This is a genomic window from Nocardioides sp. (genome assembly GCF_025965415.1).
GTDB lineage: Bacteria > Actinomycetota > Actinomycetes > Propionibacteriales > Nocardioidaceae > Nocardioides.
In genome coordinates this window covers 1-13,518 of sequence record NZ_JAOPWY010000054.1, presented here as the reverse complement: position 1 = coordinate 13,518, position 13,518 = coordinate 1, and the positions used below count along the sequence as shown (strand labels likewise).

9 protein-coding genes are annotated in these 13,518 nt (G+C 71.3%); 4 read left to right on the top strand and 5 right to left on the bottom strand.

Annotation, left to right across the window (positions count from 1 at the left end):
• Window positions 1–53: 53 nt before the first annotated feature.
• From JWN97_RS06170 to JWN97_RS06160, 3 genes are all read right to left on the bottom strand, one after another.
• Window positions 54–1,559, bottom strand: a complete 1,506-nt coding sequence (locus JWN97_RS06170) for a hypothetical protein (protein ID WP_297619963.1) — start codon at window positions 1,557–1,559, stop codon at window positions 54–56.
• Window positions 1,556–2,863: a tetratricopeptide repeat protein gene (locus JWN97_RS06165; protein WP_297619960.1), complete on the bottom strand. Its 1,308-nt coding sequence runs from the start codon at window positions 2,861–2,863 to the stop codon at window positions 1,556–1,558. Before JWN97_RS06165 ends, JWN97_RS06170 begins: the two co-directional genes overlap by 4 nt.
• Before the next feature lie 113 nt (window positions 2,864–2,976).
• Window positions 2,977–4,473 carry a DUF4331 domain-containing protein gene (locus tag JWN97_RS06160; protein WP_297619957.1) on the bottom strand — a complete coding sequence of 499 codons (1,497 nt, stop codon included), beginning with the start codon at window positions 4,471–4,473 and terminating at the stop codon, window positions 2,977–2,979.
• Window positions 4,474–4,652: 179 nt separating this feature from the next.
• Here JWN97_RS06160 and JWN97_RS06155 point away from each other — a divergent pair, with 179 nt between their 5' ends.
• The 4 genes from JWN97_RS06155 to JWN97_RS06140 all read left to right on the top strand — a co-directional run bounded on the left by JWN97_RS06155 (window position 4,653) and on the right by JWN97_RS06140 (window position 12,685).
• Window positions 4,653–5,978: an MATE family efflux transporter gene (locus tag JWN97_RS06155; RefSeq protein ID WP_297619954.1), complete on the top strand. Its 1,326-nt coding sequence runs from the start codon at window positions 4,653–4,655 to the stop codon at window positions 5,976–5,978.
• A 30-nt stretch (window positions 5,979–6,008) separates the two neighbouring features.
• A complete protein-coding gene (locus JWN97_RS06150) occupies window positions 6,009–7,178 on the top strand; it encodes a hypothetical protein (protein WP_297619951.1) in 1,170 nt (389 codons plus the stop codon).
• A gap of 272 nt (window positions 7,179–7,450) precedes the next feature.
• A complete protein-coding gene (locus JWN97_RS06145) occupies window positions 7,451–12,160 on the top strand; it encodes a S8 family serine peptidase (RefSeq protein ID WP_297619948.1) in 4,710 nt (1,569 codons plus the stop codon).
• Between the two features lie 120 nt (window positions 12,161–12,280).
• Window positions 12,281–12,685: a hypothetical protein gene (locus JWN97_RS06140; protein WP_297619945.1), complete on the top strand. Its 405-nt coding sequence runs from the start codon at window positions 12,281–12,283 to the stop codon at window positions 12,683–12,685.
• A 95-nt stretch (window positions 12,686–12,780) separates the two neighbouring features.
• Here JWN97_RS06140 and rplI read toward each other — a convergent pair whose 3' ends face one another.
• Together rplI and rpsR are read right to left on the bottom strand one after the other, a co-directional pair.
• Complete coding sequence (rplI, locus tag JWN97_RS06135; RefSeq protein WP_297619942.1) at window positions 12,781–13,227, bottom strand: 50S ribosomal protein L9; 447 nt, start codon at window positions 13,225–13,227, stop codon at window positions 12,781–12,783.
• Window positions 13,228–13,241: 14 nt separating this feature from the next.
• A complete protein-coding gene (gene rpsR / locus JWN97_RS06130) occupies window positions 13,242–13,478 on the bottom strand; it encodes a 30S ribosomal protein S18 (protein ID WP_017933521.1) in 237 nt (78 codons plus the stop codon).
• Between the last annotated feature and the right edge of the window lie 40 nt (window positions 13,479–13,518).

Below are 13,518 nucleotides of genomic sequence, written 5' to 3'. Positions count from 1 at the left end.
CCCCCCGACCGGATGGGAGGTCCGGGGAAGAGATGTGAGCCGGCTCTCGCCGCTCAGAACCCGATGAGCGTGCGGATGACGACGCCGCCGCCGACCGCGCAGATGCCGAGCGCGGCGCCGTACCTCAAGAAGGTGCGGAGGTTGCCGGCCAGGAAGCCGCGCTGCAGCGCCAGCCGCTCCAGCCGCGTCACCACGTCACGGGCCAGCAGGCCGACCGCGGCGAGCGAGGCGGCCATCCCGATGCCGAAGGCGAGGACCAGCACGAAGCCGAACCATGCCCGGCCCAGCGCCACGGCTGCGAGGAGCAGCAGCAGGGCCGACGGGCTGGGCACCAGACCGCCGACGAGGCCCATCACCCACACTCCCCAACGACCGGGCGCGGTCTCCGGCTCCGCCGGGGGAGGTACGACGGCCGTGGCCGTCGCGACCGACACCGATCCGGCCGCGGCGTGCGCGGGCTCGTGCGGGTGCGGGTGGGGGTGCTCGTGCGGCTCCCCGTGGCCGTGACCGTGGCCATGACCGTGGCCGTGGCCGTGCCCGTGACCGTGGCCCTGTCCACCGTCCGACCGCAACCGGGCCAGGAGGTAGAGGCCGAGGCCCACGATGAGCAGTCCCGTGGCGAGCGTCAGCCAGGGATAGATGCGTGCGGGCACGAAGGCGCTGCTGAGCGAGACCAGCACGCCCAGCACGAGCACCGAGCCCGTGTGCGCGACGGTGACGGCGCTGCCCACCGCGAAGGCCGACCGGACGGAGCTGTCACCGCGCTGGGAGAGGTAGAACGCCATGACGGTCTTGCCGTGCCCGGGCGAGAGGGCGTGCGTCGCGCCCAGGGCCAGCGCGACGACGACGGCGAGGAAGCCGGCGATCCAGCCGTTCTCGCCGAGGAGGGAGGTGGCGCGGGCCGAGAGCCAGCTGCCGCCGGCCGCGGTCGGGCCGTCGTCCTGGGTGCCGGGCAGCACGCCGGCCCGACCGCCGGGGGACACCACGAGGGTGGCGGAGGTGACGTCGAGCGGGGACTGCAGCAGGTCCTTGGGGTAGGCGGTGAGGCGGTCGCTCGTGCTCTCGCTGGGGACGTCGGAGCTGGTCAGGGTCATCTCGTCGCCGACCGCGGTGACCTCGCGCCAACCCACCGACCCGGGCGCCGTGGTGTCGGTGAAGGTGAGCTCGCCGGCGCCGATGTCCGCGACGCCGGTGTACTCGCAGGTGATGCGGGTGATCGGCAGGCCGCCCTCACCGTCGGCGAGCGAGGCCAACGACGTCCCCAGCGTGAGGCGTACGGGAGTGCCGCCCGCCTCCAGCTCGAGGCCGCGGCCCGTCGTCGTGCACTCGTCCCGCGCGAGCGCAGGCAGGTCGTCGATGGCTCGCCCGAGCTGGGCGGTGGGGATCTCCGCGAGGTCGACCACGTGGTCGACCTCGACCCCGTCGGGCTGGACGAGGATCCCGGTGTAGCGGTTGACGGTGAAGTTGCCGAGCGGGTGCGCCGAGGCGGGGCCTGCGGCGACGAAGAGGCAGCCGGCGACGGCGCCCAGGGCGAGGAGGAGGCGCGCGAGGACTCTCATCGATTTCCTTCGATCTCGGCGAGCGCGGCACGGGCCACGTCGCCCTGCCACGGCGACATGCCGGGGTCGGTGTCGAGCCCGCGACGCAGGTGGGTCCGTGCCTCGCCGGTCATCCCCAGCGCCGCCTCGATGGTGCCGCGGTGGATCCAGAACTTGGCCTCGTGCGAGCCGAGCCGGGTCGCCCTGCGGGCGATGGCGAGCGCCTCACGGTCGCGACCGTTGCGGTGCAGCGCCCAGGCGAGGGCGTCGGCGACGTGGACGCTGGTGCGCTGGCGCCACTCGGCGCGGGCCTGGCTGAGAGCCCGCTCGGGCGAGCCGTGGTCGGCCTCGAAGAGCGCGGTCTCGAGGTCGGTGCGCACGCCGCTGGCGTCGAGGAGCTGGATCGTGGTGCGGACGACGGCGAACTGCGCGTCGGCCTCGTCGGGACGGTCGAGGTGCTCGAGCAGCTCGCCGAGCTCGGTGAGGTACTCGGGCAGCGGCTGCCGGGCGACGACGTCCTGCCACGAGGTGACGGCGCCCTCGAGGTCGCCTCGCGCGGTCGCGAGGCGTGCGGCGGAGACCAGTCCCGGCAGGTAGCCCGGCACCGCCTCCTCGACGATGTCGAGCTGGCGTCGCGCCGCGCCGAGACGGTCCTGCTTGCGCAGGATGTCGGCGGCGAGGGTCAGGGTGTACGCCTTGTCCGCGCGGGAGCCGGCGGCCGCCGCGCGGCGCAGGATGTCGAGGGCACGGTCGAGGTCGCCGCGCAGCTCGTAGGCGTAGGAGTAGCGGGCCGCGATCGCGGTGCTCGGCTGGAGCCGGTCGGCGGTGCGCAGGGCCTTCAGCTGCTCGTCGTACCTGCCGAGCTCGTTGAGGGCGTCGACCCGGATCGCGAGGGCGCCGAGGTCGCGCGGGTTGATGGCCAGCGCCTCGTCGGCGCTGGCGAGGGCGTCGGAGAAGTCGTGGCGGGCGGAGGCGATCGCGGCCCGGGCCGCGAGGGCGGGGAAGTTGTCGTCGGGCTCGAGGTCGAAGGAACGGGCCGCGGCCTCGTCGGCCTTCTCGTAGTAGGTGGCGTTGCCGGTCACGCGCGCCTGCTCGACGTAGGCGACGGCGAGGTTCGCCCACGAGACGTGGTCGCCGGGCACGCGCCGCAGGGTGGCCTGGAGCGAGGCGACCGCCGCGTCGAGGTCCTGGCCGGAGTCGGGGACGACCCGGGGGACGGACCCGGCCGGTGGCGCGGAGGTCGGGCTGGTCGTGGTGGCGACCCCGATGCCGCCGGAGACAGCGAGCACGAGGCCGACACCGATGACGATGAGGCTCTTACGCATGCGTGGGCGTCCTTCCGGTTCGGACGGGATCGGCCGCGACGGGCCGGATTCGAGCGGTGGTGCAGCCCGACCGCGCGGAGTGGAGGCCGCGCGGTCGGGCCGGCTGGGACGGATCAGGCCTTGCGGGGGCGCCGGACGGCGCCACCGATGCCACCGATGAGGGCGAGGAGCCCCACACCGACGAAGGCCATCGAGCTCTGGCGGGTCGGCAGGATGCTCTGGAGCACGCCGCCGCCCTGGTCGGACGACTGCTTGGCCGAGGCGCCCGCGGACGGGTGCGGGTCGGCGTTGCTGCCGCTGGCCGGGAGGGCCAGGTAGGGGAACGTGGTCCCGAAGGCGACGTCGTTGGTGTTGACGCCGTCACCGAGGTCGTTCGCCGATCCGACGAGCTCACCCTCGACGACCTGGAGCGCGATGTCGATGACGTCGTCACCGAGTCGGCGGCCGTTGGGGAAGCCCTGGGTGTCGCCGCCGATCACGCCGAGCCGGTTGGGCTCCGCGGTCACCGGGGTGGACATGTTGAGACGCAGCTGCTCGCTGGGCGTCACCTTGCCCTTGGCCTTGTTGAGTCCCTTGACGCCCGTGAGGAACACCGACACGAGGTCGTTGCGCGGGGTCTTGGGCGCGTCGATGCCGTAGACGGCCTCGACGAGCTTCGGCAGCTCGGGGTTGGTGACGTACTTGAGCGCCGCGGCGTCCTGCGTGGGCTGGGAGGCGTTGAAGCCGTCCTTGAGCTTCAGCGGGATGACGACCTCGTTGACCAGCGGGTTGCCCAGGCGCGAGACCTGGACGTACGTGCCGTTGGTCGACTTCTTCTGGGTCGTCGACCAGGTGCCGATCACCGGGTTCTTCTTGGCGTTGCCCTTCTTGGCGAGCCACTTCTGGGGCACCTGGAGCGCGACCGACTGCACGTTGAACCCGGCGAGGGTGTCGTCGCCGGCCTCGGAGAGGTCACCGCCGTAGAGCAGGTCGAAGACGCGCAGGTCGAGGAAGAACGGGTCCTCGGCCTGACCGGCGAAGGACTTGACGCCCTTGCCGGCGTTGGTCACGGCCTGCTTGCGCAGCGCCTCGTAGTTGGGCATGGAAGCGGTGCCGATGTTGGACGGGGCCACCCGCTTCTTGCCGACGATGACCTTGGTCTTGCCGCCCTTGGCGATGCGGACCAGTCGGTAGGTCTGGTAGTAGTTCAGGTTCTTGTCCGTCAGCGACGTGACCGGGCCGGTGGCGGCCAGGAACGTGTCCTTGGTGACGTAGTGGTCCTTGAAGGTCCACCGGAACGTCACGTCGGGCTTGGCGTCCGCGTTGTTGTCGACGTGGATGTCGTACTGCGCGTCGGTGGCGAAGCTGTAGAAGTTCGGGCCTCCGGCCGGCTCCTCGAAGGGCAGCCAGTTGGCGACCAGCGTGACGGTGTTCTGCGCCTCCGGGCTGCGGAAGGCGTAGAGGTCCGTCGTGTCGTACTGCGGCGTCCCCGAGATGAGTGGTGCTTCCCGGTGGCTGGACGCGGTGGCGGCGAGCGGGCCGAGACCGGCGAAGCCGACTGCTGCCAGCAGTCCGCCGGTGCAGGCCAGGGCCACTGCCCCGTGCCGCTTGGTGGGTCGTGAGCGGTTCATCAGCAACTACTCCTTGTGTTGGCCCGGGCCGCGGTGGAGCGTGCGGCTGGTCGGGCAGCCCGGGACTCCTTGAGTGGGCCCGGGTGCTCTGTGTTCGGAATCACTCACGAACTGGATGGGTGGACATCGGGGCGCACCCCCGAGGGCCTCCCCGCTGCCGCCTTCCTAGGCTCGTGCCCGTGAAGGCCATCGACCGGGAGATCCTGCGCCTGGCCGTCCCGGCGTTCCTCGCCCTCGTCGCCGAGCCCCTCTTCCTGCTCTCCGACGCCGCGATCGTCGGCCACCTCGGCACCCCGGAGCTCGCGGGCCTCGGCGTCGCCGCGGTGATCCTGCAGACCGTCGTGGGCCTCTGCGTCTTCCTCGCCTACGGCACCACCGCCAGCGTCGCGCGCCACCTCGGCGCCGGCGACCTGCGGGCCGCGCTCGCCCAGGGGGTCGACGGCGTCTGGCTGGCCATCATCATCGGCACGCTCGCCACGGTGGGCGGGATCCTCGCCACCCCCGCGCTCGTGGGCGCCTTCGACACCGGCGCCGCGGTCGCCGGGCACGCCGAGACCTATCTGGCGATCGCCTTCCTCGGCACCACGCCGCTGCTGATCATGCTCGCGACGACCGGCGTGCTGCGCGGGCTGCAGGACACGCGTACGCCGCTGCTCGTCGCCGTCGCCGGAAACGCCCTCAACATCGCCCTCAACGTCCTGCTCGTCTACGGCCTCGACCTCGGCATCGCCGGGTCCGCGATCGGGTCGGTGATCGCCCAGGTGCTCTCGGCGACCTGGCTGGTGGTGGTGGTCGTCCGCGCCGCCCGCGAGCACGACGCGCCCCTCTCCCCCGACCGGGCCGGGATCCTGGCCGCCGCCCACGCCGCCGTCGCCCTCGTCATCCGCACCCTGGCGCTGCGCGCCTGCCTGCTCGTCGGGACGTACGCCGTCACCCGGGTCGGCACCCAGGGCACCGACGTCAACGTCGCCACGCACCAGGTCGCGGTGACGCTGTGGACCTTCCTCGCCTTCGCCCTCGATGCGATCGCGATCGCCGCCCAGGCCCTCACCGGCCGGGCGCTGGGCAGCGGCGACGTCGACAGCACCCGGCGGCTGACGCGGCGGATGATCCGTTGGGGCTGGGGCAGCGGGATCGTGGCCGGGGTCGCCCTCGCCGCGGTGTCGCCCTTCGTCGGGGCGCTGTTCACCAGCGACCCGGAGGTGCGCGCGCTGCTCGTGCCGGTGCTGGTCGTCGCGGCGCTCGGCCAGCCGCTGGCCGGGGTGGTCTTCGTGCTCGACGGCGTGCTCATCGGTGCCGGTGACGGGACCTTCCTCGCCTGGGCCGGACTGGTCGTGCTGGCGGCGTACGCCCCGGCGGCGCTCTGGGCGGCGACCCTCCCGCACGGCCTCGTCGCCATCTGGGTGGCGATGACCGTCGTGTTCATGGGGGCACGGGGAGTGCTGCTGTCGTGGCGCGCCCGCGGCGACAAGTGGCTCGTGACCGGCACGCCGGTGCATCGTTAGTCCCCACGAACAGCGACCCTTGGGGGATTCATGGCACGACACCGCACCGCCGTCCGGATCGGCACGCTCGCACTGCTGGCCGGGGCGCTCGTGCCACTGGGCGCGGCCCCTGCAGGGGCGTCACCGGGGTGTCTCGACGAGGAGCAGCCGACCGCACCTGTCCTGCCCGGGCTCCCGCCGATCGTCACGGCGGACGGTTGCGACGACGACACCCCGCCCGACACCACGCTGTCGGCCTCGAGCACGCCCAACGCCGCGGGCCTCGTCAACGTCTCGACCATGACCTTCTCCGTCGCGCCCGTGGTCTCCGACGCCGACGCCGGTCCCTTCGCCCTCGAGTGCAAGCTGACCGGACCGGCCCAGGCCCACGACTGGCGCGCCTGCACCAGCCCGGTGACCTACACCGGCCTGCCGGACGCTGCGGCGGGGTCGTACGTCTTCCAGGCGCGGAGCGTCGACACCGGCGATGCCGCCCTCAACCCGGACAGTCCGCTGATTCCGGGCACCGTCGCCGACACCCCCGACCTCGACCAGACCCCCGCGACCCTCACCTGGGGCCAGGACACCAAGGCCCCCTTCGTCTTCGTCACCCAGAGCGCCTACGACGAGGACACGCCGACCCAGCCCGTCATCACCACTCCCAGCGCGCCCCTGCGGCTCAACAGCAGCGAGGCCGGGTCGAGCTTCGAGTGCACCGACAACGGCGTCGCCGTGCCGTGCACGCCGGGTCGCTGGGAGCTCGACCAGCCGGGTGCCGGCCGGCACGTCGTCACGGCCCGGACGATCGACCGGGCCGGCAACGCCAGCGCCTGGTCGGAGCCGGTCGAGTTCTTCGTGCCGACGAACCTGGCGCGCACGCGCGGGTGGAAGAAGGCGCTCAACAAGGGCTACTTCCGCGGCGACGCGCTGTCGGCGCATCGACGCGGCACCCGCCTCGTGCTGCCCCGCACCCAGGTCGGCGAGCTCCGGCTCGTGGCGCCCAGCGGACCGCGCCTGGGCAAGGTGCGGATCCGGGTCGGGAGGCGCGCCTGGCACGTCGTCGACCTCGCGGGACCGAAGTCGGCGCTGCGCCAGTACGTCGTCATCGACCGCTACTCGGGCATCCGCACGGGCAGGATCGTGATCGAGACGCTGGGCAACAAGACGGTCATCATCGACGCGGTGGTGGCTCGGCCCAACACCTTCCCCGCCGCGCAGTAACAGGCCCTGCACGGTCGGACAGGAGCACTTCCACGTCCGGCCAGAATGCCTTCTGGGACGGCGGCCTGTGCGACCTGTCGTACCCCCCAAGGAAGGGGTCCTGAGGGACATACCCGCGACCGGACGATCTTGCGTGCCCGATGCTGTTGACACCGGCCCGGTTGTGACTTGGGATACAGGAGTTCATCTCTTTGCCCACACGTACGACGTGCGCATTCGCTTTCGGGTCGCGTCGGCGTGCGGTGGGTCCATCCTCCGAACGGGAGATCCGCGTGATCCGTCGTACCCTCGCGGCCGGCGCTGCCATCAGCGTCACAGCCGCACTTCTCATGCCGTGGGGGACGGCTGCGCAAGCAGCCGACACCTCCCCACGTGACCTGAAGCCGGCGACAGCCTCGCCGAGCCAGGCCGGGCAGAAGGGCACCGTGCTCGACCTGGGCACGGGCACCCGCCCGCAGACCTACATCGTCCAGCTCGACTCGCCCGCCATCCCGACGCGCGAGCTCGCCGTCGAGAAGGGTGCCACCACCCAGCGCGCCGAGGGCGCCGCGGCCTACGGCCGGAAGCTGAAGGCCGAGCAGGCCGACCTCACGGCCTCCATCGGCAAGATCACCGGTGGCGCCCCCCAGGTGCTCGACACCTTCACCCACGCGATCAACGGCATCACGGTGAAGCTCACCCGTTCGCAGGCCCAGCGGGTCGCCCGCATCGACGGCGTCAAGGCCGTCCAGGTCGACTTCACCCGCCAGCTCAACACCGACGTGGGTCCCGAGTGGATCGGCGCCCCCTCCTTGTGGGACGGCTCCAACGTTCCCGGTGGGGTCGGCAGCGAGGGTGAAGGCGTCATCGTCGGCATCCTCGACACCGGCCTCAACCCGGCCAACCCGTCCTTCGCCGACTCGGTCCCGCCGTCCGCCGGCGGCGACGGCTACGACCACACCAACCCGTTCGGCGCCGGCAACTACGTGGGTGTCTGCGACGCTGACCCGACGTGGGGCTGCAACGACAAGGTCATCGGCTACTGGAACTTCTCCGGCACCGACCGCTACGACGACGACGGTCACGGCAGCCACACCGCCAGCACCACCGCCGGCAACAGGGTGGACGCGTCGGTCTTTGCGGCCAAGGGCACGACCCACGAGTTCTCGGTGACCCGCAACATCAAGGGTGTCGCCCCCCACGCCAACATCATCGGCTACGACGTCTGCGACGGCACCGGCTGCCAGGGCTCCTCGATCACCGACGCCATCGAGCAGGCGATCATCGACGGCGTCGACGTCATCAACTACTCCATCGGTGCGTCCACGGCCTCCAACCCGTGGAGCGACCCGGACGCCGTCGGCTTCCTCAACGCGCGTGCCGCGGGCATCTACGTCGCCACCTCGGCCGGCAACGACGGCCCGGGCGCAGCGACGCTCGGCAGCCCGGCCGATGTCCCGTGGGTCACGTCGGTCGGTGCCACCACGCACAACCGCAAGTACGTCTCCTCGGTCACCGACATCACCGACGGTGAGGACACGCTGCCCGACATCGCCGGCGCCGGCCTGTCCGGCCCGACCGACGGGCCCTTCCAGCTCGTCTACGCAGGCGACGCGCCGTACAACAACCCGCGCTGCAGCCAGCCGGACGACGAGACGCCCGTGGGTGCCTTCCCGGTGCCCACAGACCTCACCGGCCTCATCGTGGTCTGCGACCGCGGTGGCAACGGACGCGTCGAGAAGGGCGAGAACCTCGCCGAGCTCGGCGCCGAGGGCATGGTGCTGGCCAACGACGTCACCAGTGGCGACTCCCTCAGCGGTGACGCGCACGCCCTCCCGGCCGCGCACATCACCTACGACGACGGCGTGGCGCTGAAGGCCTTCATGGCGAGCCACCCCGGCGCCGAGGCGGCTCTCACCGGCTCCACCATCGACGAGGACCCGTCCAACGGGGACATCATGGCCGCCTTCTCGAGCCGCGGCCCCAACCGCGCGGTCTCGGCGATCGGCCCGTCCGTCTCCGCTCCCGGTGTGGACATCCTCGCCGCCGCCGGCACGGACAACGACACGGAGTGGGAGTTCATCTCCGGCACCTCGATGGCCAGCCCCCACACGGCCGGCGCGTTCGCGCTGCTCAAGGCCGTCCAGCCCGACTGGACCCCCGCCGAGGCGCAGTCCGCCCTCATGACGACCGCGGAGCGCGACATCACCGACTCGGACGGCACGGTCGCCGACTGGTTCGACATGGGGTCGGGTCGCATCGAGCTCCGCCGCGCCGCCAGGGCCGGTCTGGTGCTCGACGAGAACCTCACCGGCTACGAGGGTGCTGACCCCGCCGCCGGTGGCGACGTCCGCACGCTCAACATGGCCAGCATGGCCGACGACGAGTGCCTGCAGACCTGCTCGTGGACGCGCACCTTCACCGGCACCTCCACCGGTGTCGGCACGTGGGACGTCTCCGTGGAGGACCTCTCCGAGGGCATCACGCTGAGCGTCGACAAGAGCACCGTCCAGGTGACCGACGGTGGTTCGGTCGACGTGACCGTCACCGCGACGCTCGACGACGGCCTGCCGACCGACGAGTGGCTGTTCGGCACCCTGGTGCTGACCCCGCAGGGCGAGTCGTCCACTCCGGTCGCCCACCTGCCCGTTGGCGTCCTGCCCTCGGTCGGCGTGCTGCCCGAGGCGATCGACATCACGACCCGTCGTGACGCCGGCTCGCAGCTGGCGACCGACCTGGAGGCCAAGGAGATCACCGACCTCCAGATCGTCCCGAGCGGTCTCGTCCCGGAGGAGAGCACCTCGCTCTCCATCACGGAGGACGGCACCAACACCGACGCGTTCAACGGCGACGGCACGGCCGTCACCAACCTCGAGGTGCCCGCGGGCGCCACGAGCCTGATCGCCAGGCTCGCCAACCCCACCGCCCCCGACTTCGACCTCTACGTCGGAACCGGAGCGGTGACCGAGGCGAACGTGGTCGCCCAGAGCGCCGCAGGTGGCTCGAACGAGGCCGTGGAGATCGCCAACCCGGAGGCCGGCACCTATTGGGTGCTGGTCCAGAACTGGGAGGCCAGCACGCCCGGCGGCACCGACACCACTGACCTGGTGACGGCCGTCGTCGCGGGCGACCAGGGCAACCTGCGGGCCGAGGGCCCCACGGGTCCCGTCCCGGCCGCCACGCCGTTCGACATCCGCACCTTCTGGGACGAGTCGGACATGGACGCCGGAGAGAACTGGCACGGCACGCTGACCCTGGGCTCCGGTCCGGGCAGCGAGGGTGACATCGGCGTCATCCCGGTGACGATCCACCGGGTCGACGACGACGTGACCAAGTCCGCGGACAAGACGCAGGCGGCCCCGGGTGACGTGATCACCTACACCGTCGACGTCGCGCCCAACGTCACGCCGGAGGACCTCAACTACACGATCACCGACACACTGCCCGAGGGCTCGACGTACGTCGACGGCTCGGCCACCAACGGTGCGTCGTACGAGGACGGCGTCGTGTCGTGGACCGGCAAGCTCGAGTCCACCTTCGGCGATGAGGGCAACTACACCATCACCACGAGTGCGCAGGACCCGAGCTGCCAGACGCCGTTCGGCCCCGGTTACCTCGACCTCGCGGGCGAGGGCATCGACCCGGACGACTCGATCGGCGTCAGCCCGACCACCACGGACACCGTGACCTTCTCGGCGTTCGCGGCGGGCAACTTCGGGTTCTACGGCCAGAACTACCAGGGCCTCACGTTCTCCGACGACGGGTTCCTCGTCTACGGCGACGACAACTACGACCCCGACGGCGAGCCGTGGGTGGCGCAGTCGGTGCCGGACGCGACGCTGCCCAACAGCGTGGCTGCCCTGATGTGGCAGGACATGGAGTTCAGGTACGACGCCGAGACGGGCGCGGGCGTGACCCTCGCCTCCACCGGCACCGACGACGACGACGTGGCGATCGTCGAGTACGACGACATGCGCTACTTCGAGGACGACGCGGGCGAGATCGGTCAGCTCGACATGCAGGTCTTCGCGACTGTTGGCAGCAACGACCTGGTCTTCGCCTACGACAACATCGACGGTGGCCTCCTCCTCGGGGGCGACGCTTCCGTCGGCAACGTCACCGTCGGCACCGAGAACGCCACGGCCAGCCAGGCCGCGACGCTCGTCAACCAGGGCAACGCCAACGGCGTGCTGAGCAACGGTCTCAACGTCTGCGCGACCTACGCCGAGCCCACCGCTGAGGCCTCCAGCTTCAGCTACCAGGTGAAGGTCAACGACACCGTCGGCAACAAGGACCTCACCAACCGGGTCGTCCACACCACCGACGACCCGGGCGCCAAGCCTGCGTCGGCGAAGTACACCGTGGCGATCAAGGGCTCGGCGCAGCGCACCAGCGTGGCGCTGTCGCTCAACCCGGACAGCATCGACACCGGTGACACCACCGCCGCCACGGCGACGGTCTTCACCACCGGGGCCACGCCCGCCATCGGCCAGGTCCAGTTCTTCGCGGGCACCCGGCTTGCCGGCACCGGCACGCTGGACGCCACGGGCAAGGCCACGGCCACGCTGTCGGGCTTCACCACTGCCGGGACCATCCCGGTGACGGCGAAGTACCTGGGTGACGGTTCCAACGGCACCAGCACCTCGGCGCCGGTCAACCTGGTCGTCGCGGGGCCGAACACCCCGACCGGCAAGCTCACGCCGAAGATCGGTACGAAGATGGTCAAGCCGGTCGAGGTGGGCAAGAAGGTCAAGCTCCGTGTGACCGTCCGCGCCCGCGACATCGTCCCGTCGGGCACGGTGAAGATCGTGCTCAAGGGTGCCGGCAAGAACAAGACCTGGACCAAGACGCTGAACGCGAAGGGACGGACCAAGGTCTGGCTCCCGAAGTTCCGGCAGACGGGCAAGGTCAAGATCGTGGTCTCCTACCTCGGCGACTCCGCCACGGAGGCTCGCGACAAGACGGTCAAGTTCAGGGTCGTCGACCGTCGCACCGTCCGATGACGAGGTGACGTAGCTCCAACCCCGGAGGGGCCAGCGGTGGCGACACCGCTGGCCCCTCCGTCATGTCCGGCACGGTGGCGTTGCCGCCACGCCTCACCAGCGATGGGCGATGCTGGAGGCATGGACGTCGTACGCACCCGGGTGGTCCTCGCGCTCGCGGTGGCCGCCTGCAGCCTCCCTCTCGCGGGCTGCGCAGACGGCGGATCGAGCGCACGACCCGAGGAGACCCCAGTGACCGAGACGCCCTCCGGCAGCACCGCCGCCGCACCCGGCTCCGCCGACGTACGCGCGGCGGTCGCCGACCTGGCATCGGCGCTGGGCGTGGATCCGGCCGAGGTCGAGGTCGTCGCGGTCGAGGAGGTCACGTGGCGCAACGGCAGCCGTGGTTGCGCCGTGCCAGGGGACATGTACACCCAGGCACTCATCGATGGATCCCGCATCACGCTGCGCGCCGGGGAGCAGCAGTTCGAGTACCACGCCGGCGGCTCACGCCCGCCGGCCCTCTGCGAGAACCCCACGGAGTAGGTCGCTCCCCGAGCGGGGAAACGCAGAGAAATGTCGAACGGCCCGCCACCTCCGAGGAGGCAGCGGGCCGTCGAGCGGTGCGGGTCAGTCGGCGATCAGGCCGGAACGACGTTGAGGGCCACCGTGGCGGACACCTCGTCGTGCAGCTTGACGGACACCTCGTGGGCGCCGAGCGACTTGATCGGGTTGTCGACCACGATCGTGCGCTTGTCGACCTGCTCGCCCGAGGCGTCGGCGAGAGCGCCGGCGATCTCGGAGACGGTGACGGCGCCGAAGAGGCGGCCGCCCGCACCAGAGCGCACCTTGACGGCGACGGACTGGGCCTCGAGCTTGGTCTTGATCTCGACCGCGTGGTCGTGGTCGCGCACCGCGCGCGAGGCACGGGCGCCCTTGATCGACTCGACGGTCTTCTCGGCACCGCGCGACCAGCGCAGCGCCAGGCCGCGCGGGACGAGGTAGTTGCGGCCGTAGCCGTCCTTCACCTCGACGACGTCGCCGGGGGCACCGAGACCGGTGACTTCCTGGGTCAGGATGAGCTTCATGTCGTCAGCTCCCTTCAGCGACCGGTGGACGTGTAGGGCAGCAGCGCGACCTCGCGGGCGTTCTTGACCGCGATCGCGACGTCCCGCTGGTGCTGGACGCAGTTGCCGGTGACCCGACGGGCGCGGATCTTGCCCCGGTCGGAGATGAACTTGCGGAGCAGCGTGGTGTCCTTGTAGTCGACACCGGTCGCCTTCTCCTTGCAGAACTGGCAAACCTTCTTCTTGGGCTTGCGAATCACTGCCTTGGCCATTGTGGTGCTTCCTCTCTAGAAGCCCGGCCCGAGTGGGTAC

Bases quoted from the DNA above. Each gene is read 5' to 3' on its own strand.
- JWN97_RS06170 (WP_297619963.1), bottom strand. From the start codon at position 1,559: ATGAGAGTCCTCGCGCGCCTCCTCCTCGCCCTGGGCGCCGTCGCCGGC.
- JWN97_RS06165 (WP_297619960.1), bottom strand. From the start codon at position 2,863: ATGCGTAAGAGCCTCATCGTCATCGGTGTCGGCCTCGTGCTCGCTGTC.
- JWN97_RS06160 (WP_297619957.1), bottom strand. From the start codon at position 4,473: ATGAACCGCTCACGACCCACCAAGCGGCACGGGGCAGTGGCCCTGGCC.
- JWN97_RS06150 (WP_297619951.1), top strand. From the start codon at position 6,009: ATGGCACGACACCGCACCGCCGTCCGGATCGGCACGCTCGCACTGCTG.
- JWN97_RS06140 (WP_297619945.1), top strand. From the start codon at position 12,281: ATGGACGTCGTACGCACCCGGGTGGTCCTCGCGCTCGCGGTGGCCGCC.
- rplI (WP_297619942.1), bottom strand. From the start codon at position 13,227: ATGAAGCTCATCCTGACCCAGGAAGTCACCGGTCTCGGTGCCCCCGGC.
- rpsR (WP_017933521.1), bottom strand. From the start codon at position 13,478: ATGGCCAAGGCAGTGATTCGCAAGCCCAAGAAGAAGGTTTGCCAGTTC.